The organism is Rhizobium sp. N324, assembly GCF_001664485.1.
Taxonomy (GTDB): domain Bacteria; phylum Pseudomonadota; class Alphaproteobacteria; order Rhizobiales; family Rhizobiaceae; genus Rhizobium.
Genome location: NZ_CP013634.1, coordinates 350,512 through 371,280 on the forward strand (window position 1 = coordinate 350,512; position 20,769 = coordinate 371,280).

The 20,769-nt window shown below is 60.6% G+C and carries 18 protein-coding genes; 10 read left to right on the plus strand and 8 right to left on the minus strand.

What is annotated here, in order from left to right; translation table 11 throughout:
• Positions 1-49: 49 nt before the first annotated feature.
• From AMK05_RS29305 to yghX, 3 genes are all read right to left on the minus strand, one after another.
• The gene (locus AMK05_RS29305) at positions 50-274 is read right to left on the minus strand and encodes a hypothetical protein (protein ID WP_064843557.1); all 225 of its coding nucleotides are present in this window, start codon (positions 272-274) and stop codon (positions 50-52) included.
• A gap of 69 nt (positions 275-343) precedes the next feature.
• Positions 344-1,189 (minus strand): pirin family protein, encoded by an 846-nt coding sequence (locus AMK05_RS29310; protein WP_064843845.1) that lies wholly within the window; start codon positions 1,187-1,189, stop codon positions 344-346.
• Positions 1,190-1,324: 135 nt separating this feature from the next.
• A complete protein-coding gene (yghX, locus tag AMK05_RS29315) occupies positions 1,325-2,212 on the minus strand; it encodes a YghX family hydrolase (RefSeq protein ID WP_064843559.1) in 888 nt (295 codons plus the stop codon).
• A gap of 297 nt (positions 2,213-2,509) precedes the next feature.
• On the opposite strand from yghX, the gene AMK05_RS29320 reads away from it, so the two are divergent.
• The 5 genes from AMK05_RS29320 to AMK05_RS29340 all read left to right on the plus strand — a co-directional run bounded on the left by AMK05_RS29320 (position 2,510) and on the right by AMK05_RS29340 (position 7,921).
• Positions 2,510-3,667, plus strand: a complete 1,158-nt coding sequence (locus tag AMK05_RS29320) for a Gfo/Idh/MocA family protein (protein ID WP_064843562.1) — start codon at positions 2,510-2,512, stop codon at positions 3,665-3,667.
• Between the two features lie 13 nt (positions 3,668-3,680).
• On the plus strand, positions 3,681-4,565 hold the full coding sequence (locus AMK05_RS29325; RefSeq protein WP_049735830.1) for a carbohydrate ABC transporter permease: 885 nt from the start codon (positions 3,681-3,683) through the stop codon (positions 4,563-4,565).
• Entirely contained in the window at positions 4,562-5,419 is an 858-nt protein-coding gene (locus AMK05_RS29330) for a carbohydrate ABC transporter permease (RefSeq protein WP_049735831.1), read from the plus strand. The genes AMK05_RS29325 and AMK05_RS29330 overlap by 4 nt, the downstream gene beginning before the upstream one ends.
• A gap of 73 nt (positions 5,420-5,492) precedes the next feature.
• Positions 5,493-6,698 carry an ABC transporter substrate-binding protein gene (locus tag AMK05_RS29335; RefSeq protein WP_064843564.1) on the plus strand — a complete coding sequence of 402 codons (1,206 nt, stop codon included), beginning with the start codon at positions 5,493-5,495 and terminating at the stop codon, positions 6,696-6,698.
• An 89-nt stretch (positions 6,699-6,787) separates the two neighbouring features.
• Entirely contained in the window at positions 6,788-7,921 is a 1,134-nt protein-coding gene (locus AMK05_RS29340; RefSeq protein ID WP_064843566.1) for an ABC transporter ATP-binding protein, read from the plus strand.
• Positions 7,922-8,046: 125 nt separating this feature from the next.
• Here the strand turns inward: AMK05_RS29340 and AMK05_RS29345 are convergent, their stop codons facing one another.
• From AMK05_RS29345 to AMK05_RS29365, 5 genes are all read right to left on the minus strand, one after another.
• Positions 8,047-9,993 (minus strand): UvrD-helicase domain-containing protein, encoded by a 1,947-nt coding sequence (locus AMK05_RS29345; protein ID WP_064843569.1) that lies wholly within the window; start codon positions 9,991-9,993, stop codon positions 8,047-8,049.
• Positions 9,990-12,308, minus strand: coding sequence for an ATP-dependent nuclease (locus tag AMK05_RS29350; RefSeq protein ID WP_064843571.1), 2,319 nt, complete (start codon positions 12,306-12,308; stop codon positions 9,990-9,992). Before AMK05_RS29350 ends, AMK05_RS29345 begins: the two co-directional genes overlap by 4 nt.
• Before the next feature lie 513 nt (positions 12,309-12,821).
• The gene (locus tag AMK05_RS29355) at positions 12,822-13,922 is read right to left on the minus strand and encodes a D-TA family PLP-dependent enzyme (protein WP_064843573.1); all 1,101 of its coding nucleotides are present in this window, start codon (positions 13,920-13,922) and stop codon (positions 12,822-12,824) included.
• Positions 13,923-15,398 (minus strand): M81 family metallopeptidase, encoded by a 1,476-nt coding sequence (locus AMK05_RS29360; RefSeq protein ID WP_064843574.1) that lies wholly within the window; start codon positions 15,396-15,398, stop codon positions 13,923-13,925.
• 29 nt (positions 15,399-15,427) lie between these two features.
• Complete coding sequence (locus AMK05_RS29365; RefSeq protein WP_064843577.1) at positions 15,428-15,910, minus strand: hypothetical protein; 483 nt, start codon at positions 15,908-15,910, stop codon at positions 15,428-15,430.
• A 111-nt stretch (positions 15,911-16,021) separates the two neighbouring features.
• Between AMK05_RS29365 and AMK05_RS29370 the strand changes: the two genes are divergently transcribed.
• From AMK05_RS29370 to AMK05_RS29390, 5 genes are all read left to right on the plus strand, one after another.
• Positions 16,022-16,411: a RidA family protein gene (locus AMK05_RS29370; RefSeq protein WP_064843579.1), complete on the plus strand. Its 390-nt coding sequence runs from the start codon at positions 16,022-16,024 to the stop codon at positions 16,409-16,411.
• A gap of 21 nt (positions 16,412-16,432) precedes the next feature.
• Positions 16,433-17,296 (plus strand): MurR/RpiR family transcriptional regulator, encoded by an 864-nt coding sequence (locus tag AMK05_RS29375; RefSeq protein WP_064843581.1) that lies wholly within the window; start codon positions 16,433-16,435, stop codon positions 17,294-17,296.
• A gap of 25 nt (positions 17,297-17,321) precedes the next feature.
• On the plus strand, positions 17,322-18,098 hold the full coding sequence (locus tag AMK05_RS29380; RefSeq protein WP_064843583.1) for an SDR family oxidoreductase: 777 nt from the start codon (positions 17,322-17,324) through the stop codon (positions 18,096-18,098).
• A 96-nt stretch (positions 18,099-18,194) separates the two neighbouring features.
• Positions 18,195-19,418, plus strand: a complete 1,224-nt coding sequence (locus AMK05_RS29385) for an MFS transporter (protein WP_064843585.1) — start codon at positions 18,195-18,197, stop codon at positions 19,416-19,418.
• Between the two features lie 75 nt (positions 19,419-19,493).
• Positions 19,494-20,696, plus strand: a complete 1,203-nt coding sequence (locus AMK05_RS29390) for an ROK family transcriptional regulator (RefSeq protein ID WP_064843587.1) — start codon at positions 19,494-19,496, stop codon at positions 20,694-20,696.
• Positions 20,697-20,769 lie beyond the last annotated feature (73 nt).

Genomic DNA, 20,769 nt, shown 5'->3' on the forward strand with positions numbered 1-20,769 from the left:
CGACAGCAATGCTGCCGGCGTTGCCAGAAACAGCGGATGTTCTCGGAATTTACAGGCTGGTTCGTTCGTCAAGGGTAGAAAGAGCGTCCTGCAGTCTCAGCGCCGCCAATGCCTTCGTCGCCTCGTCCGGAGACCATCCCGCCTCCAGCGCCGCGGCCAGCACCAGCGATTCCGTTTGAAGCTCGAGCTTCTCGTAAAGCGGCTCGATGGCTTCGCGCGCTGTGACGAGGTGCTGATCCGGTGGAGTGATCGATGTCGCGGCAACCGTAGGCATAATGCTCCTCCTATTGAACGCTAAGGTTCGAAACCCATTAGGGGCATCCTTGTTCCGTCTTGTTTCGTTTCACATCGCCTTTTTGGCCTTCGGGCGGCGTTGCGAAAAAAGACGATACCACATATGGCGAAATTTCCTCCACCTTAGAAATGCGCGAACGAGAATTGCCGGCGGGATCTTCCTGTGATCGCCGATCGTCCCCTGCCGGGTGACCGGCGCGTTCGGATCGAGCACAAAGGCGACCAGCATGCTCGGGGCCGCCGCTTCGACCTCGAGCCTGCCCCCCGATAAAGCCAGTCCCTGTTCGCCTTCGGCGAAGGTCTGCGCGCCGGCGGCGACGGAACCGGTGAAGACGTAGAAATAGAGGTCCCGGCCCTGCTGATAGGGGAATTCCACCCTTGCGCCCGCCTCCAGCCGGATGTCGAAGACGTCGATCGTGCTGCGGACATAAAATGGCGCACCTTCTCCCTCCGGTCCGACCAGGTGCCGCCAGGTGTTTGCCGCGGCCGCCGGGACCGGTCCGTACTGGATCTTCGGCTCGAGATCGGCTGCGCGGGGTCGAATAAGAATCTGCAGCATCCGCAGCGGCGGGTCGGATGCCAGCGTCTCTTCGGAATGCCAGAAGCTTGCGCCGGCATTCATCACCATCAGGTGGTCGCGGTCGATCACCAGCCGGCCGGTGGCCCTGTCGTCGTGACGCATGACGCCGTCGGGCACCCAGGAAATGATCTCGTCGTTCCGGTGCTCATGCATCGCGATCTGCCGGCCGGGATCAAGAAGGGATTCGACGACCATGGCGAGCGGGCCATGGCCGTGATCGGTCGGCCTCGGCTTCAGCCATCCCGGCATATTGACGTGGGCGACGAAGCCGCCCGCATCCCGCACCACGAAGGTTCGTTCGCCCTTGAGCAGCACCGCATCCTCCATGCTTGCAAGGCGATTATGCAGCAGAAGGGCGCGTCAATGCCATCGCTGACCGTGCATGTTCATCGGCCGGCCGCAAGCCGGAAGGTGGGGAACGCCGCCCGCCGTCATTCAAGCCACGCCCTCTCAGGCGAGGTATTTCGTAAACCAGTCGACCGTTCGCTGCCAGGCGAGCTTGGCCGCCGCTTCGTCGTAGCGCGGCGTGGAATCATTGTGGAAGCCGTGGTTGACGTCGGGATAGACATAGGCCTCGTAGGTTTTTTGAGAGGATTTCAGCGCCGTTTCATAGGCCGGCCAGCCTTCGTTGATGCCCTTGTCCAGTCCGGCATAATGGAGAAGCAGCGGCGCCTTGATCTTCGGCACGTCCTCGGCGCGCGGCTGCCTGCCGTAGAAAGGCACGGCGGCGGCAAGTTCGGGATAGGCGACCGCCGCGGCATTGGCGACGCCGCCGCCATAGCAGAAGCCGGTGATGCCGACCTTGCCGGTGGTGAGATCGCTCTTCATCAGAAACTCCACGGCCGCGAAGAAGTCATTCATCAGCTTTTCCGGGTCGACCTTCTGCTGCAGCTCCCGCCCCTTTTCGTCATTGCCGGGGTAACCTCCGACCGACGTCAGCCCGTCCGGCGCCAGGGCGATGAAACCGGCCTTTGCCACACGCCGCGCCACGTCCTCGATATAGGGGTTGAGGCCTCTGTTCTCGTGCACGACCACGACGGCGGCGACTTTGCCGGCGGCGTTTTTCGGGCGGACGAGATAGCCGCGGACGTCGCCATTTCCTTTCGGCGAGGGATAGGTGATGTATTCGGCTGTTATATCGGGATCGGTGAATTCGACCTGGGTCGCCAGCGCATAATCGGGGCTCAGCGACGAGAGAATGGCGGCTGCCGTCAGCCCGCCGACGGCGAATTTGCCGGCCCGGTCGAGAAACTCGCGTTTGGTGATCTTCCCATGCGCGTAATAATCGTAGAGTTCGAGAAGTTCCTGCGGGAAATCCTTGGCTGTCATGCGGGTCATGGTGGCTCCTCCTGGCCTCGGTTTCTCACAGCATCCTACACAGGTAAACTCGCGGTTCTTTTCAACATTTCGAGAGATTGGCGTGAGGCCCGAATTCGCCTCCCGCCTCAGGCGCGTGCGGGCGCTCCCATGCTGCAATCCACGTCCGGCCGGTCGCGGCGCGCAATCGGCAGCCGCCTACCGATCTATGAAAATAAATTTCATACTCCTGCTGTGAGGCCCGTTTTCTATTGACGCCTCTCGTTTTTTGTCCCAACTTAAAGAAAATAAATTACCTAAACTGGGAACTTGATCGGCATGAAAGTGGGAATCATCGGGCTCGGATTCCGGCTCGGCTATCTCGGCTACGTTTTCAAAGCGATCGATAGCAGCTTCGACATTGTCGGCTATGTGGATCCGGATCCCGCCGGGCTTCCCGGATTGACGGAAAAGGGCATTTCGGTCGGCAAGGCCTATGGCTCGCCGGAAGAGCTGCTCGCTTCCGAAAAGCTCGATCTGCTGATGATCGGCTCTCCCAATCACCTGCATCTCGATCACATCAGGCTGGGGCTGCAGGCCGGCCTCAAGGTCTTCTGCGAAAAGCCGATCGTCACATCAATCGCCGAAAGCATCGAGCTTGCCCATCTGATGGCGCAGTTCGGTCACGAGCGGCTGATGGTCGGCCTGGTGCTGCGCTACTCCCCGCTTTACAAGGATCTGCGCGCCATCCAGACCGAGGGCAAACTCGGCCAGATCGTCTCGATCGAGGCTTCCGAGCATATCGAGCCCTATCACGGCGCCTTCTTCATGCGCGACTGGCGCCGCTACGAGCGTTATTCCGGCAGCTTCATGCTGGAGAAATGCTGCCACGACCTCGACCTTTATAATGGCGTCGTCGGCGCGCGGCCGGAGCGGGTCGCCAGTTTCGGCGGCCGCAAGAGCTTCATTCCGGCCAACGACCCGGCCCGCGAGGGCATCAACGATCTCGAGCTTTTCCATCGCAAGCCGAGCGGCTGGATGGGCTCGGACAAGGTCTTCGACAGCGATGCCGATATCATCGATTATCAGGTGGCGATCGTCGAATATGAAAATGGCGTCGGGATGAATTTTCACACCAATCTGAATGTGCCCGATCAGTTCCGCCGTTTCGCCATCATGGGTTCGCGCGGCATGGCCGAAGGCGATTTCGTCCGCGGCTATCTCGACGTGCACGAACAGCTGACGGGCAAGAAGGTGGTGGAAAACAAATATGCCGCCACCGAACTTTCCCAGCATTACGGCGCCGACGAACAGATGGCGAGCGACCTCTTGGAAAGCGTGCGCACCGGGCTCGAACTGCCCGTGTCCACGCTGAACGCGCTCGAGGCCGGCATTCTCGCCTTGGCGATGGACGAAGCGAGGATGAAGAAAACCGTCGTCGACCTGCGTCCGATCTGGGACCGCTTCGACGAGGCCCTTCACGCAAGAGCGGCTTGAGGACGACGGCAAGATGAGTGTCCAAAGAAGCGCCTTCATCTTCGCCTGGATCCTCCTCCTTCCGGCCGTTCTCTATGTTCTCGCCATCGTCGCCTATCCCCTCGTCGACACGTTCATCCTCTCCTTCACCGATGCGTCGCTGAAGAAGACCACCAACTGGGTCGGCTGGGTCAATTACGAGAAGATCTTCAACGCCACCTTTGCCGAGGTCATCTTCCGCACCTTCGTCTGGACCTTCTTCTCGGTCGCGCTGAAAATGGTGATCGGCACCTTCGGCGCGACGATGCTGAATGCCGCCGTGCCCGGCCGCTCGCTGTTCCGGCTGCTGACCATGCCGCCCTGGATCGTGCCGATGGCGATCGGCATCTTCATGTGGGGCTGGATGTATAATGGCCAGTTCGGGATGATATCGGGCGTCCTGCAGCGCTTCGGTCTGGTCGACGGTCCGGTCGCCTTTCTCGCCTATGGCAGCACCGCCTTCTGGGCGACGATCGTCACCGATGTCTGGATCGGCGTGCCGCTGGTGACGATTTATTTCCTGGCGGCGATCCAGTCGATCCCGAAGGACCTCTACGAGGCCGCCTGGACCGACGGCGCCGGCCGCTGGTACCGCTTCCGCCGCATCACCCTGCCGCTGATGGTGCCCGCCATCATCACCATGTCGATGCTGTCGCTGATCGCCACCTTCAATTCCTTCGATATCATCTGGATCCTGACCCAGGGCGGCCCGAGCGGCGAGACGACGACGATGATCATCGATACCTATCAGACCGCCATCGGCTCGAAGAAATACGGCGAAGGGGCGGCGCGCGCCGTGCTGATCTGCATCTTCCTGTCGCTCTTCTGCTTTGCCTATTTCCGCGTCACCCGCCGCCTCAACCCGGAGAAGCGCGCATGAGCAGCCCCGCCATGATCGACCGTTACCGCTGGTGGGAGATCATCTTGATCTATTGCGGCATCGCGCTGTTTCTGTTCTTCGTGCTGGCGCCCTTCTTCGAAGGCTTCATGGTGTCGCTGAAGCCGCTCAGCCAGCTCTTCTCCTCGCCCTACCGCTTCTGGCCGGAGAACGGTTCCTTCGAGGCCTACCGGACGATGTGGGTCAGCGTCCCGGGTTTCGGGCGCTATATCTTCAACTCCTTCTTCATTTCGATCATCGTCACGCTGATCGTGCTCTGCCTCGTCATTCCGGCGGCCTATGCCTTTGCGAAGTTCGAGTTCAAGGGCATGGGCATCCTGCTCGGCGCCTTCCTGACGGTGAACATGTTCTCCGGCGCTGTGCTCTTGATCCCGCTCTTCCGGCTGATGCGCAGCATGGGCGTGCTCAACACCTATCTCGCCATGATCGTGCCGGGTGTCGCCTTCCTGATTCCCTCGGCGATCTGGCTGCTGCGCACCTACATGATCCGTATCCCGCAGGAGCTCAACGAAGCCGCCTATATGGATGGCGCCAGCCATTTCTACACGCTGCGCCGCGTCATCCTGCCGATTGCGATGCCGGGCATCATCGTCGTCGCCATCACCACCTTCATCGGCGCTTACGCCCAGCAATTCATCTTCGCGCTGACCTTCAACTCGAAGACCGAATACATGCCCCTTCCGGTGGGTCTCTTTGCTTATTTCGGCAAGCAGGAGGTCATCTGGAACGAACTGATGGCGGCTTCCTTCGTCGGCATCGCGCCGGCGATGGTCGTCATCTTCTTCCTTCAGCGCTACCTTGTCGGCGGGCTGACCGCCGGTGCGGTGAAACAATAAGATCAAGAAACGAGTGAACAGCTAACACAAGAACGGGAGTCACGACGTGAGCATAACAATCAAGACAGGCCTTATGGCGCTCGCTTTGCTTGGTTCGACGGCATTGACCGCGGTCACTGCCCATGCGGCCGACAAGGAAATCAGCTGGATCTATTGCGGCGACACGATCGACCCGGTCCACACCAAATACATCAAGCAGTGGGAAGAAAAGAACGCGGGCTGGAAGATCGCGCCCGAAGTCGTCGGCTGGGCCCAGTGCCAGGACAAGGCAACGACGCTGGCCGCCGCCGGCACGCCGGTCGCCATGGCCTATGTCGGCTCGCGCACGCTGAAGGAATTCGCCCAGAACGATCTCATCGTTCCGGTGCCGATGACCGATGACGAGAAGAAGACCTATTACCCCCACATCGTCGATACGGTGACCTTCGAGGGCAACCAATGGGGCGTTCCGATCGCCTTCTCCACCAAGGCGCTTTACTGGAACAAGGACCTGTTCAAGCAGGCCGGCCTTGACCCCGAGAAGCCGCCGAAGACCTGGGCCGAAGAAATCGAGATGGCAAAGACCATCAAGGAAAAAACCGGCATTCCGGGTTATGGTCTCTCCGCCAAGACCTTCGACAACACCATGCACCAGTTCATGCATTGGGTTTACACCAATAACGGCGCGGTGACGGATGCCGACGGCAAGGTCACGCTCGACAGCCCGCAGATTCTCGCCGCGCTGAAGGCCTATAAGGATATCGTCCCCTACTCCGAAGAAGGCCCGACAGCCTATGAGCAGAACGAAGTCCGCGCCATCTTCCTCGACGGCAAGGTGGCGATGATCCAGGCCGGCTCGGGTGCCGCCGACCGCCTGAAGAAGACGCAGATCAGCTGGGGCATCACGACGCTGCCGCTCGGCCCCGACGCCAAGGGTCCCGGCACGCTGCTGATCACCGACAGCCTGGCGATCTTCAAGGGCTCCGGCGTCGAGGACAAGGCGACCGAGTTCGCCAAGTTCATCACCTCGCCGGATGTCCAGTCCGAATACGAGCTGCAGGGCGGCGCCGGCCTCACGCCGCTGCGCCCCTCGGCAAAGGTCGACGAGTTCGTCGCCAAGGATCCCTATTGGAAGCCGCTCATCGAGGGCATCAGCTATGGTGGTCCCGAGCCGCTCTTCACCGACTATAAGGGCTTCCAGAACTCGATGATCGAGATGATCCAGTCGGTCGTCACCGGCAAGGCCGAGCCGGAAGCCGCGCTGAAAAAGGCTGCCGGCGAAATCGAAGCCTTCAAGTAAGCCCTCCTGAATCTCCCTGGGGTCGCGGCCTAAGCCGCGGCCCCTCCCCTATCGAATGTGCGACGAAGACCGCCGGCGGAGACAGATTTTTGGGACAGCTCCTTCTCAACAAAGTTCAGAAATTCTACGGCGACTACGAAGTTCTGAAGGGCGTGCAGCTCGAGGTGAGGAACGGCGAGTTCGTCGTCTTCGTCGGGCCGTCGGGCTGCGGCAAATCCACCCTGCTGCGGATGATCGCCGGCCTCGATGCGACGACGGCAGGCGATATCGTCATCAACGGCGTCAGGGTCAACGACCTGCCGCCGGTCAAGCGCGGCATCGCCATGGTGTTCCAGTCCTACGCGCTCTATCCGCACATGACGGTTTTCGAAAACATCGCCTTCCCGCTGCGCGTCGAGAAGATGGAGGAGGCAAAGCTCAAGGCCAGGGTGGAGAATGCCGCGCGCATCCTGCATCTCGAGGAGCGGCTGCAGCAGAAACCCGGCATGCTCTCCGGCGGCCAGCGCCAGCGCGTCGCGATCGGCCGTGCCATCGTGCGCGAACCGAAGATCTTCCTGTTCGACGAGCCGCTGTCCAACCTCGATGCGGCGCTACGCGCCGACATGCGCATCGAGCTTGCCAAGCTGCACCGGCAGCTGAAGGCGACGATGATCTATGTCACGCATGACCAAGTCGAGGCCATGACGATGGCCGACCGCATCGTCGTGCTCGACGCCGGCAATATCTCGCAGACCGGCGCGCCGCTGGAGCTTTATCACAAGCCCGCCAACCAGTTCGTCGCCGGCTTCATCGGCAATCCGAAAATGAATTTCCTGCCCGTCACCTGCAAGGGCGTCAGCGCCGCCGGCGTCGAAGTCGAGTATCTCGGCCAGACCGCCGTCCTGCCGGTGACGCCGCGCGACGGCATATCAGGCAAGACCCTGACGCTCGGCATCCGCCCGGAGCATATCCAGCTCAACGGCGGCGACATCGTCTTCACCGTGACCCCGACCGTCATCGAGCGCCTCGGCGCCAATACGGTCGCCTATGCCTCGCTCAACGGCGAAGCCGAGAACTTCTGCGCCATGCTCCCCGGCAGCGTCGGCATCCGTGCGGATGCGCCTGTCGCCACCGGCATCAATGCCGCTGACTGCCACCTTTTCGACGAGGCGGGCATTGCGTTTGAGCGGCGGGTGGAGCTGACGGAAATCGATATGAATGTGATCAACCCGACGGCGGCTTGAGTGGCTGGCTCCATGTCGGCGGTTCGTCCTGCCAGCAGCGGTACCGAGTCGTTGTGACCCTTCGCTTCCATTGCCATCGAAACGGGGGGCGCTCGGTGTAGCTTTGTCTCCGGAGGTTGCTAAATTTAGTCCGTTTCGAAAGCCGCAGCCGTATGGATAGCCTCATCTTCAAAAAGATTGAGCCGACGAATGTGTGCTGCTGCGGTCGCTGGGTTCGCGGTGAATAGTACGACCGCCAGATCCTTCAATGCGCGAGTACAGCTCACGTAAAAGAGGCGACGTGTTCGATTCACAGTGGTTTCCTCTCCGGCCTCAATATGCTTGCGGTCATTGTCCGAGAGGTCTTTTAGACCTAGGTATTTCTCATATGAGAATTGGAAGTGGGTGCTTTCTGCATCGTCGAGGACCACGAGAACGCGGTCGAACTCCGCCCCCTTGATCCCTTGCTGAGTCCAGAACGGGGATCGTTCTGAGATGTAGCTGTGATACGAGAGGAGTTGCCCAGCAGGGCAGCTGAGGAATGCGTCCATCGCAGCCAGCTCTTTTTCCGACTCGTCATCTTCGGGGTCGTCCTGATCGTCGGCATCTTCATTCCCCGCAGGTTGGGGAGGTGAGGCTGCAGGATCAAGATAGGACACCAGCCTAGGATCGAGCACGAGAAGTTCCGCCTCATGAACCAGCTTCAAGAGATCGCCGATCGTTGCATTTGAGCGGCCAGTGACTCCGGAAGATATCGCTGCGACCAACTCGCCAATTTGCTTGAGACGGTCGGATACATTAACACCAGCCAATTGCTCCTTATCCAACAGATAGGAGTATTCTCGGATAAGCCGCATGACTTCAAGCTGGCGATCGTTCGAGTGAGCAATTGCAATCGGGATGAGAAACCTCACGCAGGAAGCGATGGGCCACGCAGACCCATCCAAGAACCCATCTTTGAATGCAGACGGAGCCTTGGAATTGAGTGCCGAGTAGAGTTCTCCGAACCCCAATCGTTTCGCCGCCATTTGATGGACAATGACGAGCAGCTTCACCCTAGCTTCGTCGTCGTCGCTATTCCAGTTGTCGTCGTTGGATCGCTCCGCCATCCAGCTACGCACTCTGAGAAGGTTCGCGTCTCTAGTATGGTCCGCAGGCAAAACGAAAAGGTGAGCGGAGCCTTCAGGAGTTGGGATCAAGCCATCAGGGCCAAGTCTCTCTCCCGCAATCTGAACCAAATCGTCGCCGTCACGGCGGATAGCGTTCGCCAAATTTAGGACCTTGGCAGAGCATCGAAAATTCTCAGGCTTCGGAATGTCAACCCAGTCAGCTTCTGCGTCGACGAGGCCCGTGCCCGTTACGTAGATGCGCTGCATCGGATCGCCGAAGAAGCCGAGACATAAGGAGGCGCCTGGCTCGCGTTCGACAGTTTTCAGGGCTTCGACGACCTCAGCGGTCGTGTCTTGGCTCTCGTCCACAAATATGAAAGGAAATTGACGTGCGAGAAGCGTTCGAAAGAGTGGGCGTTCGGCGATGAGATGCGGTACTAGCCTCAAAACATCGTCGTGCCCCAGAATGCCCTTTGCATAGTCGCTTCCAGTTCCGTAGCGGAAACTTTTCACTGTGTTGATGTGTGCCGATTGGCGGTGGAGACGCGCTAGGTCGCGGATGTCCTTGTCCTTGGTGCGCTGCTGCACCCGAGGGCCGTAGTTTGCCTGCTTTTGTTGAAGTGCGGCAATTTTGTCAGCGATACGTGCTACGACCCACACGCGGATGTCGTTCTGAAACGGTTTGGCGAGAAGCCACATGAAGCTGTGAATCGTAGAAACGTGGACAGTCGGGTCATTGCCCACGTCTCTCCAAATCTCTCCAGCAGCGACTTCCGTGTAGGTAATGCAGGCGACGCGCTGGCGGGCTCTCCTCAAGCGATCGCCATGCATACGGATGACTGACGAAAGCGCTTTGATCAACGATGTGGTTTTGCCCGATCCGGCGCCAGCTTTCATTATGAAGCTGCGCGGGGGGACGCTCCCTAGACACGCCCGCAAGTCAATGTCAGCCTGTGTGTCTGGCTTGTTCGCCCTGCTACTCATGCCTCATCACCTTCAGCGATCTCTCCAGCATTGAGTATTTCCTCCGGCACGACAGGCTCCAACTCGATCCGAACTTCGTCTTTCAGCCAAACGAGCCCGTCACGAATGTATGTCGGGACGCGCCAATCGTTCTCGGCCTCGGTGAGAACTGCGAGAGCAAATTTCGTCTTATCAAAGCTCTTCTTCGAAACCTTGTCGTGGAGCCCCTTGGCAAGCGCCTTAGGATTGGCTGCTCCGCCCTTTACGATCAGGCCGAGAGGTCTTCTTGCAACGTCTTGAGACCACTCGGGATTCTCTAAACCAAAGTCTTCCTCGAGCGTCCGACCGCAGAGAGTCTCGGTAGACCCACTCCAAGTGACCGCACGTTCAGTCTGGTAAGCTACACGGACCTTCGCGCCGTCGTGGAGCTCGCGCGTTCTGTCTTCTGCTGAGGCGCTGCGCAGGTCCGCCAGAGTAAGCTTTCCTGGAAGCCATTTGATAAGGGTCTGATTGGAAGTGGCAGCGCCCGTTTCGCTCGGTAGACATGCCTTGCCGTACTTCGTGTTTGCGGCAGGAGCGGCGGCTTCTGGCACCTCGTTCGCATCTTCCTGTGCTTCTGCGAGGGGAGCTTCTTCCTCCACAGCTTCTGCGTCGGTGGGAATCTCGAACTCCTCGAACTCCTCGTCAGTAGCGTTATCCACTTCTGGCTGGGCAATCAGAGCGACACTGTCGATATCAGTGATGATAAGTGTCGTTAGCCCGAGGAACTCGATCAAGGATTTGAAGCGGTGCCCGAAGGCTCCGCCAACCTCCAGAATGCAAAGGCATGCTGATCGGAGAGTTTTAGCGACCTTTCGTATCATCACAGGCAAAAGCAATCTTTCGACGTTGCCTTCAACCAGAATGGCAGCGTCTGAGAAAAAAAGATCGCAATGCGTCAACTTCAGGTAACGTTCTAGGAAGTCACGGTCGTCCGGCTGTGACTGGTAGAACGCGGACAGGTTCAGGACTTCCGTTAGCTGCTCCGCGCCCACTTTCCTCCGACGGAAATAACGGATCGGCTTGAATCCCCTTTCGTAAAGAATGTGGGGGGAGTGCGTGGTCATGACCATTTGGCTGCCGAAAATGCTTCCATCTTCACCATCGACCTTCAGTAGCTCGAGCACATTACGAATGAAAACTTGTTGGAGTTGGGCGTGTAGGTGGGCTTCAGGCTCCTCCACAAAAATCAGATGCAATGGTGGTCGGTTGTCCATCGACGCCCATCTAGCTTGGGCGTCGAGTATCTCAACAACCATATAAATCAGGTTTTTGAAACCGAGACCGTTATAACTGTCGGGAAGAGTGGCGGCGCCTTCGTCATCACCAATCTGATAATGGACGCGCGCATCCTGACTCATGACATGAGCAGGGTCCAACGCCGACATAATCTTCAGCTGCGGATTGTTGATACCCGGATAGCCAAGCCTGGATAACCGTTCCAACATCGGCTTGAACACACCGTCCAAGTGGATGTTGAGCGCCTGCTCGGAATCAAAAAGAGCCTTTAAGGCAGTGTGATCGTCCTGTCGCTGGCTAAGGTTGCGCTTATAAAACCGACTTAGACGTTTCGAGAGGTCTTCCGATCTACCGCCTGCTTCCGGGTTAGGGTCCGCGAGGTGCCTCTGGGCACCGAGATTGTCGATTTGGATAAGCGACCGCAAAATTGTTCCGCCACCAGGCTCCCCGCCTAGTTCATCCGGGGAGTATTCGCCGATCTCCCGGAAGTCCTTGTCAAATCGCGTTCGGTCTAGAATGAAGTAGTTCAGCTCATACTCATTCTTGAGCTCCCGCTGGAGGTATTCCGTCATTGAGCGAGGCCACGGGGCATATAGTGAGTCGGGCGGTAGCCCGCCCGCCTGCTCGGCTCCCTTAGCTCTGGCTTCTTGGTACCTGCGGATCAGGTCTGTAGAACTGCGTGCCCTTAGCGAAACCCTGATGCCGACTGAGGTGCCTTCCCATGCGGTGCTAGGGAGCAGAGGGATCACCAAGTAGAGGTCGGATGCGGCGACCTCGAGCCAGAGATCGAGGTCTATACTCGGTAGAGCGAACCCATCGGGAATCGGTGCGGCAAGGTCGATCCTGCCTGCGTCTTCGAATTCCTGCCAGCACGACGAACTGAAGTCATATAGACTAAAACGGTCCTTACCGCCTGTCACAAACGAATAGATCGCTTGGGTTGCGGAAGTCTTGCCGCTATTATTTGACCCTACGAATATTGAGATATCGTCAGCGAGCTCAATGTGAGCGTCTTTGAGACGACGAAAATTTTTCAGGCGGTAAGAATGAAGATGCACTATAGCCCCCCGTCTGCATCGGTTTTAGAAAATTGCATCAACCTTTGGCCGAAGTCGATACGCTTGCGACCTCGATTCCACAGTACAAGGCCGCGATTGCCACGTTGTAGGGCTTTGTCGCCGGGGCCCCTTAAAGATGTCTTCCATCCGGTGGAGTGTACCTCGTTTCAACTGACGGTTGGCTTGGGTTCCAAATGACCCTGTCAGCGGCGCACAAAATTGGCGCCGCTCATCCCGCCGGAGGCGGTCAATATTCAAACGCAGAAACACAGCAGATCTGCGGAAGCGGTGAGGCTGCCTGAGGAATGGGCAGCTATCTGTCCAGTCCGCGCCAAGAGCGGCCAGTCAGCTTTCGGCTCCAAAGTGGACACTTGCCCGTGGAACCTATGTCCGCCATTGGCGTGAATCATCCGTCATGCCCATCCTGCGACGTCGGCGCATGTGTTCTTGCTGATGCCGAGATCTCCGGTCTTCGGCGTTCAGAGCTATATCGCCCTCAGCCGCAACCGACCCCTACCAGACCAGCCCACGGGCCGCGACCTCCTCCACCCGGGTCACCACGCCGCCCCGATGAAACACCATCGTGTCGAACAGGTTGGAAACCACGCAGGTATGGTTCGGGATGATGAACAGCCTCTCGCCGATCTGCGGCCGGGGGCCGGTGCAGTTTGCGAGATCGATTACGCCGTGTTCTTCCGAGAGGCTGGTGATCCGCGCCTGGGGATAGCCAACGATCAGGCCGTAATCGCTGAAGCCCTGGAGGTCGGAGGTGAGCGCCTTCGAGCCGGCGTCGATGACGGCGCGGTCGGCGGTTGGGCGGGAGACGACGGTGGCCAGCACATGCATCGCGCAGTCGTCCTCGGTGCAATGGCCCATGCGCACCATCTGGCGGTCGTTGTAGATATAGGTGCCGGCGCGGTGTTCGGTGGCCGAGGGGACGAGATGCGCCTCGAACAGGCTCGGCGTTCCGCCATTGCTGACGATCGGGCAGGCGATGGCGTCGGATTGCAGGCGGTTCAGCGTCTCGGCGATGAAGGCCTCGACGGCGGCGGCCGATTGCGGCTTCGGATAGGTGACGATGCCGCCGAAGGTGAGGCCGTCGGCAGCAGTGATGCGCCTGGCGAGTGAGGCCGCTTCTTCCGGCGTCTGCACGCCGCAGCGGCCGCCGCCGGTATCGCATTCGACCAGCACGGTCAGCGGCCTGTGGCCGGAAAAATGCGCGGCGAGCCCATCGACCGTCGTTTCGCTGTCGGCGACGACCTTCAGCGCCGGGATTTTCTCGTTCAGCTTCGCCAGGCGCTCGAGCTTCTGCTGCCCGAGGATGTTGAAGGTGATGAGGATGTCGCCGAAGCCGGCTGCGGCGAAGACCTCGGCCTCCGTCACCTTCTGGCAGTTGATGCCCTTGGCGCCGGCGGCAAGCTGGGCGACGGCGAGCGCCGGGATCTTATGCGTCTTGATATGCGGGCGGAAGTTCAGCCCGTGCTGATCCATATAGGATTGGACGCGGGCGATGTTGGCGGCCAGCCGGTCCTCGTCGATGACCGGGCGCGGCGTCGAGAGATCGGCGATCCTGTCGCCTGCCTTGGCGACGACGGCAAAGCTGGCATCAGGCATCTAGGCGGCTCCGCGTTCTCTTCCGTGTGGGTCGGCGACGATCGGCCAAATCGTCTTCGGCGCCCGCCGGTACGGCGTCGTCGCCGGATTATTGGGATAGGGCGTTCCGGCGGAGCAGTAAAGGATCTCGGCGGCGATCCTGGAGAAGGAGGCGAAGAAGTGATTGGTGGATTTGATCACCAGGATCTTCTGCTTCTCGGGATCGATGCCCATCACCGAAAACAGGCTGGGATCGAAGCTCTGGGCCCGCGTCGAATTGAGGATGATGTCGATGCCGTCGAGCACGATATGGGCGGCATCGCCGAACGGCGCCAGGCTCTCGCCGAACTGCATCTCGGCATTTTTCACCAGCTTGACGACCTTGACGGTGCCGTCGATCGGATTGCCGGTGCCGGGCGCCGATTTGGCGCCGAAGCGCAGCGGAATTTCCGCCCCCTCGCCTGCCGCAAAACAGATCTGCACCGCCATCGGATCCCAGATGGTGCCGACCGCCGCAGTCTTGACGCCGCGGGCCATCAGCTCGGCAAGAATGACGGTGGCATCGCCGGCCGTGCCGCCGCCCGGATTGTCCCAGACATCGGCGATGACCACAGGCCACGCGGTGGCGGCCATGGCGCGCGCGACGGCTTGCCGCTCGTCGATCTGCGGCACCATGAAAGTGCCGCGCTTGGAAAAGAGTTCGAGGCCGAGGTCGCGCGCCAAGGCGGCGCCCTTCTCCGGCTTGTCGTCGGTGACGACGAGCAGCTTCGTTCCCATCTCGGGAACGTCGCCGACCATGAAGCCGTGGATCACCGAGATCGACAGGATATCGGCATCGTCCTTCTCGATCCGCATGATCTTGTCGACGAAGGAGCGCATCGGCTCGCGCGAGGTCGGAAAGACGTCGATCATCCGGCAGTCGAACACCGAGATCACGGGCTTGACCCGGCCTTCAAGTGTGTCGACGGCGATGCGCCAGAGATCCTCGGCTCGGTCGACGAAATCCGTATGCGGAAATTCCTTGAAATAGACGGCGAAATTGAGCGCCGCGACACGTTTTGCCGTGAGGTGGCTGTGCGGATCGAGTTCGGCGCAGATGAGCACATCGGGCCCGACGATGTCACGCATGCGCTGGAGAAGATCGCCTTCCGTATCCTCGTATCCGGCTGCCACCATGGCGCCATGCAGGCCCATGACGACGGCATCGACCGGCATGGCCGCTCTCAACTGGCCGAGGATTTCGTCGCGCAATTCCTCATAGGTCGCCCGGTTGACGAGGCCGGCGGGATCGGCCCAGGTGGCAGTGCCCTCGATCAGCTGCCAACTCTTTTCCCGGGCGACGCGCCTTCCGACGGTGATCGGCGCGGTGCAGAGCGTCGGTGTCTCAGGATGCTGGCCGGGGGGCGCATAGAGCGAGGCTTCGAATGCGCGGCGATCCACGCAGATCGGGGAGAAAGTATTGGTCTCGGTCGCCAATGCCGCCGTGAAAATGCGCAAGAAAGTCGCCTTCGTGTTGTCTTCCCGCTTTAGCCCATCGGGTTCGGCAGGTAGCCGGTGAAACCTGAGATCTTCCAGCGCCCCTGGTGCAGCCGGCAATAATAGAGCGTCTGCCATTGCAGCACGTCGCGGGTGCCGTCAGCCCTGGTGATGCCGCCGTCGAATTTCTTGCGCACCAGCGCCATCTCGCCTTCGATCTCGATATCCTCGAGCGTCGTCGTGGTGAAGATCGCCGTGCGCGCATCTTCCGCGAAACGCTGCTCGGCAAAATCCTTCGCCTGCCTCAGCCATTCCTGGCGATAGGCCGACAGCGTCGGAAAGGCCAGCCGCCACCTGTCGGGGCTGACCTGCTTCTGGGCATCGATGCCGATGAAGCCCTCTTCGACGAAATCATCCTCGACCTTTGACCAGTCGGCGGCGAGAAAAGCGTCGATATCGCGCGGAACGAGCATTTCCCAGATCGCCTGCCGGGCGCTGTCGGAGGGGAAGGGATTCTGGAAAGGGTCGCGCATATCAGCCCCGGATTGAAATTCTTTTCATAATCCATGTTTTTCACTGGTCAAATTCTGCTTTCTATGGTCATTTGTCAACTTATCAAGAAAATAATTTGCAAGGACTTCAGCATGCCCATCAAGCGCTATGGCACTGTTCAAACGGGGGCCGGCGGCAAGGCGCTGCCTTTCGCGCGTGCGGTCGAGGCCGACGGATGGCTCTATGTTTCCGGCCAGGTTGCAATGGAAGATGGCGAGATCATCGACGGCAACATCATCGCCCAGACCCACAAGACGATCGCCAATGTGCTTGAGATTCTCGAAGAGGCCGGATACGGCGTCGAGGATGTCGTGCGCGTCGGCGTCTGGCTCGACGATCCGCGCGACTTCTGGACCTTCAACAAGATCTATCAGGAGTATTTCGGCGAGCATCCGCCGGCGCGCGCCTGTGTGCAATCGTCGATGATGGTCGATTGCAAGGTTGAGATCGACTGCGTGGCCTATAAGAAGAAGGGTGCATAGGGAATAAGGGCGGGAGCGGCTTTGGATATCTTTTCGACATTGCAGGAAGACAAGGGCCGGCTCTCTCCCTCCGAAAGCCGCATCGCCGAGATCATCGTCAACGATTTCGAGTTCGCCGTGAACGCCTCGATCATCGAGCTCGCCGAACGCGCCGAAGTGTCGCCGCCGACCGTCACCCGCTTCTGCCGGCGGCTGGGCTGCGAGAGTTTTTCCGACTTCAAGGTGCAGCTCGCCCGCACCGCCCATATCGGCGTGCGCTATCTGAAGCCGGAATCGAAAAGCACCGATCCGGCCGACGTCGCCCAGGATATCATCACCAAGGCGCAGAACGCGCTGTTTCTGCTGCACCGGTCGCTCGATCTGGCGGCGATCGAAGCGGCCGTTTCGCATATCGCCAAGGCCGACATGATCTATGCCTTCGGCTCGGGCGGCAATTCGTCGATGATCGCCGACGAGCTGCAGAACCGGCTCTTCCGGCTCGGGCTTCGCATCACCGCCAGTTCCGATCACAGCATGCAGCTGATGATGGCGGCGGCGGCCCGGCCGGGCGACGTGCTGATCGGCTCGTCCTTCTCCGGGCGCAATCTGGAGCTGGTGCGGGCCTTCGAGCTTGCCCGCGGCGCCAAGGTGAAAACGATCGCGCTGACCCAGACGGCAAGCCCGGTGGCCAAGGCGGCCGAAATCGTCGTGCCGATCGACCTTCCGGAAGGCAATAATATCTATCGTCCGACCTCGACGCGCATCGCCTACATCGCGACGGTCGATATTCTCTCGAGCCTGGTCGCCTATGCCGTTCAGCCGAAGGCGACGACCACGCTGCGGCGCATCAAGCAGCAGCTTGTCATCCACCGCGACGGCGACGACCGGCAATTGCTTGGAGATTGAGGCTCATGAACGGGAGCGACGGAACATGACGAAGTCGATAGCCATCGTGACCGGCGCTGCCGGCGATATAGGTGCTGCGATCGCCGCCCGCCTCGCCGATGACCATGATGTCGTGCTGCTCGCCGATATCGATGCCGCCGCGGCGGCAGCCGTCGCCTCGAAGCTCGGGCCGGCCGATCGCTTCGTGGCCGCCGGATGCGATGTGACCAGCGAGGCGAGCATATCGGAATTGGCCGGACGCGCCGCCGAGGACGGCGTGGTGCGAACGCTGGTCAACAATGCCGGGGCCGCGCGGGCCACCAGCCTGCACGAGACGACGCCGGAGATCTGGCGGGCGGATAATGCGCTCAATCTCGAAGCGGCCTTCCTGTGTTTCCGCGCCTTCGAGCCGATGCTGAAGATCTCGAAAGGCTCCGTCGTCAACATCGCCTCGGTCAACGGCATGCATGTCTTCGGGCATCCGGCCTATAGCGCCGCCAAGGCCGGCCTTCTGCATTTCACCCGGCTGGTCGCCGTCGAATACGGCAAGTTCGGCATCCGCTCCAATGCCGTCGCGCCCGGCACGGTGAAGACGCAGGCCTGGGAGAAACGCGCCGCCGCCAATCCGAATGTCTTCGAGGAGGCGCGCCGCTGGTATCCGCTGCAGCGCGTCGTCGATCCCCGGGATGTCGCCAATGCCGTCGGCTTCCTGGCCGGTCCGCTCGCCGCAGCAATCACCGGTGTCTGCCTGCCCGTCGATTGCGGCCTGACCGCCGGCCAGGCCGAACTTGCGAGAACCTTCTCGCAATCGGAACATTACTGATATTCAGGCTCCAATCTCCGAGCCGAAACATGACATGATTTTCGAGACTGCCCGCCGCGGCCGCGCCTGCCGATTTCCCTGACGATTGATGACCCCATGAGCCGCCTCTTCCCCGACGTTTTCCGCAACCCGGCGATCCGCGCCAGCATGATCGCCATTTTCACTTTTGGCATGGCGGGGGCGATGACGGCGCCCTATCGCTCGATCGTCGGCATCCGCGAATTGGGTTTGAGCGACGGCCTCTATTCTTTCCTGAGCTTCGCTTCGGCGGCGGTCAACGTCGTCGTCAGCGTCCTGCTCGGCAACCTCGCCGATCGGCTCGGCGAGTATCGATCGGCGATGATCGGCGCCTGCATTTTCGGCATTGTCGGTTACGGCATGGTCTATGCCTTTCCGAGCGCAGCGATCTTCGCCATTAGCGGGCTGCTGCCGCTGCCGATCTTCGGGGCGCTGAATTCGCTGCTCTTTGCCAATGCGCGCGCGGCGATGCAGGGCATGAACCGCAATGACATGGTGACGGCCAATTCCGGCGTGCGCGCGATGATCTCGCTCTCCTGGGTATTGATTCCGGGCATTACCGGCCTTGTGCTCTCCGGTGCATCGAGCATGCTGCCGGCCTATCTCTTCGCGGCCATCGCCTGCCTTCTGTGCCAGGGCATCATCCTCTTCGCCCTGCCGAAACGGGCCGGAGCGAAAATGGCCGCGGTTCATCACCTCAGCTATCTCGGTGCGCTCAGGCAGGTGGTTTCGCCGCGGATTTCGGCGCATATCGCAGGCGTGGCGCTGATATCAAGCACGCTGCATCTGAACGACGCGCTTCTGCCGCTGATCGCCACCGGCGCCGCCCATGCCGCGCTGAGTGACGTCGGCATTCTGGTCGGCATCGTCGCCCTGCTGGAGATCGTCTTCATCATCGTCTGGTCGCGGATTGCCCGCAGCGCCGGCCAGATGACGGCGCTTGCCGCCGGCACCATCATTTATGCCGTGTTCCTCAGCCTTCTCGGTTTTGCCTCCGAGCCGTGGCACCTCTATGCGCTCACCTTGCTCGCCGGCATCGGCGCCGCGGCGATCATCAGCATTCCGATCACCTATCTGCAGGATCTGATTGCCGATCGGCCGGGGCTCGGCAGCGCCCTGATCTCCGTCAATATCTTTGCCAGCGCCGGCATCGGCGCGCTGGTCTTTGCTTCAGGCACTTGGGCGACCGGTTATTCCGGAACCGCCATCCTCAGCGCCGTCACCGGCCTGTCGGGGATCGCAATCCTCGGCCTCTTGCAGCGGCGCAATGCCGTTGCGCCTGCCGATGCCAATGTTGAATAGACCCGACGAAGAATGTGGCTTTCATCGCTATCCGTCTTGTGACAAGGGTGAGGCACCATTTCCTTTGAAGGCGACATGAAGGCGATCTCCGGCACGAATCTCGAGCAGGCCAAGTCTCACAACCGGCGTGTGGTGATCGAGGCCGTCCGCACGCACGGTCCCCTGTCGCGCGCGGCGATCGCCCGGATGACGGCGCTGACCGCCCAGACCGTGTCGAATATCGTCGAGGAACTGGAGCGGTCGCATCTTCTCGTGCCGGCCGAGGCGCAGAAGCTGGCGCGGGGACAGCCGATCATCCCCTATTCGATCAATCCCGCCGGCGCCTATTCGATCGGCCTCGAACTCGGCCGCCAGCGTGCCAGCGGCGTCCTGACGGATCTCTCCGGTGCCGTCTGCGCCCGCATCGAGCGTCATGTCGAACATCCCGATCCGCAAAGGGCGCTGCCGGTTCTCCAAGCACTCGTCGAGGATCTGCAGCGGGCCTTCGCCTTCGACCGGAACCGGTTGCTCGGCGTTGGCATGGCCCTGCCCGGCCGCTATGCCGATGGCGGCACCACCTCTCTCAGCCCGCAGAGCCTGCCCGGCTGGCAGGATTTTCCCGTCGGCCACGAGCTGGAACAGCGGGTCAGGGTGCCGGTGCTGGTCGAAAACGACGCGACCGCGGCTGCGATCGGCGAACGGCTTCACGGCGTTGCCCGCGGCTTGGCCAGCTTCGTCTATCTGTTTCTCGCCGGCGGCGGCGGCATCGGCGCCGGCATGTTCCTCGACGGCCACCTCTACAAGGGCAGCCGCAACAATGCCGGCGAGATCGGCCATATCATCGTTGAGCCGCACGGCAAACTCTGCAGCTGCGGCAAGCGCGGCTGCCTGGACCGCTACGTCTCACCGACCGTCGCTTACGAATTCATGGGCATCGCCAATGCCGAGGAGCTGTCGCCTGACGATCTCGACACGCTGATCGCCAGGGGCGGCGAAGGCCTGGATGCCTGGCTCGACCAGGCCGTCCAGCCGCTGCGGCAGACCCTCGACTTTCTCGAACTTGCCTTCGACCCGCAGACCATCGTGCTCGGCGGCAGCCTGTCGACAGCGCTGATGCGCCGGCTTGCCGAACGGCTGGAGCCGCTGCACACCCCGATCGACCCCAACCGCAAACAGACCATTCCACGCGTCATGATCGGCATGACCGGCAAGGACACGGCCATCCTCGGCGCCGCCGCCCTGCCGATCTTTTCCGAAACCAATCCGCGCTTCGACGTGCTGCAGAAGCCGGTCGGCTAGAGCATGATGCCGAAAAGTGTGAGCGGTTTTCGGGCGACATCATGCTCTAACCCTTTAATTTAGAACAGGATTC